The 1,377-nt window shown below is 44.4% G+C and carries 1 protein-coding gene; it reads left to right on the top strand.

The window, feature by feature from the left end:
* The coding region (locus R7P35_RS24425; protein WP_318092926.1) for a type IV pilus secretin PilQ at nucleotides 1-1,377 on the top strand (1,377 nt) is incomplete at both ends.

Raw genomic sequence — 1,377 nt, 5'->3', positions numbered from 1 at the left:
AAAATGAGACAAGGATTAACACGTACACCAAGGATACTTACTGGGCTCTTCTCCTTATGGTTGTTTTTACTTCTGGCCCCTTTAGCAGCAGCAGAAGATGTACAGTCTAATGCGCTCAAGAGCATCGACTTTCGCACTAACAAAAGCAAAGATGCCGTGATTGTGGTGGAGCTTGCATCCCCGGCGGCTATTGTTGATGTTAAACGTGTTCAAGAAGGATTAAGTATTGATTTAATGAACACGTCGGTAAAAGACGAACAGCTTTACCTTCTCGACGTGAAAGATTTCGCGACGGTGGTGGAAAGTGTGGAAGTGTTCCGCGATACCTCCACCACACGATTAGTTGCGTATATCGATGAAGAATACACGCATGACTATCGTTTGACGGGGCGTTATCTTGAAATCACTGTCAGCAAGCTTAAACCAAATGAAAAAGTGCCAGACAAGAGCATCTTAGAAAAAGAAGGCAAGCTGATCTCGATTAACTTCCAAGACATTCCTGTGCGTAACGTTTTGCAGCTGATTGCAGATTACAACCAGTTTAACTTGGTGGTTTCGGACTCTGTCGAAGGCAACCTTACACTGCGTCTTGATGGTGTGCCGTGGCAGCAAGTGCTCGACATCATCTTGCAAGTGAAAGGGTTAGATAAGCGTGTTGATGGCAACGTGATTTTGGTCGCTCCGACCGATGAGCTGGATTTGCGCGAGAAGCAGCAGTTAGAAAAACAAAAGCTGACGGAAGAAATGGGTGAACTTTCATCAGAAATCATCAAAGTCAATTTTGCTAAAGCTTCGGATATTGCAGAGATGATTAATGGTGAAGGCAACATTAGCATGTTGTCAGAGCGTGGCAGTATGACCATTGATGAGCGAACCAATTCGCTATTAATCAGAGAATTGCCAGAGAACATCGCCGTTATTCGCGAAATCATTGAATCGCTCGATATCCCAGTAAAACAAGTACAAATTGAAGCCCGAATTGTGACCATCAGTGAGGGTAACATGGACGAGTTAGGTATTCGTTGGGGCTTCACATCTATTAATGGTAATAACACCGTTGGTGGCTCTATTGAGAACAACCTAGCGACAATCGGTTTGTACGAAGGTGGTGGTGATGGCGAAGGTGAAGAGGGTGGTGATGGTGTTGGTATCGATGATTTTCTTAATGTGAATTTAGCCGCGACCAACCCGAATGCGGCGAGCATTGCGTTCCAAGTGGCAAAGTTAGGTTCTGATACATTATTGGACTTAGAGCTGTCTGCATTGCAGCAAGAATCAAAAGCAGAAATCATTTCGAGCCCACGATTGATCACGACCAATAAGAAGCCCGCGTACATTGAACAAGGTACCGAAATTCCTTATCTAGAATCTTCATCG

It is taken from the genome of Vibrio sp. Vb0304, from assembly GCF_033338995.1.
Taxonomy (GTDB): Bacteria; Pseudomonadota; Gammaproteobacteria; order Enterobacterales; family Vibrionaceae; genus Vibrio; species Vibrio alginolyticus.
Note: the sequence above shows the minus strand (reverse complement) of the source record. Positions and strands in the feature narration are given on the sequence as shown.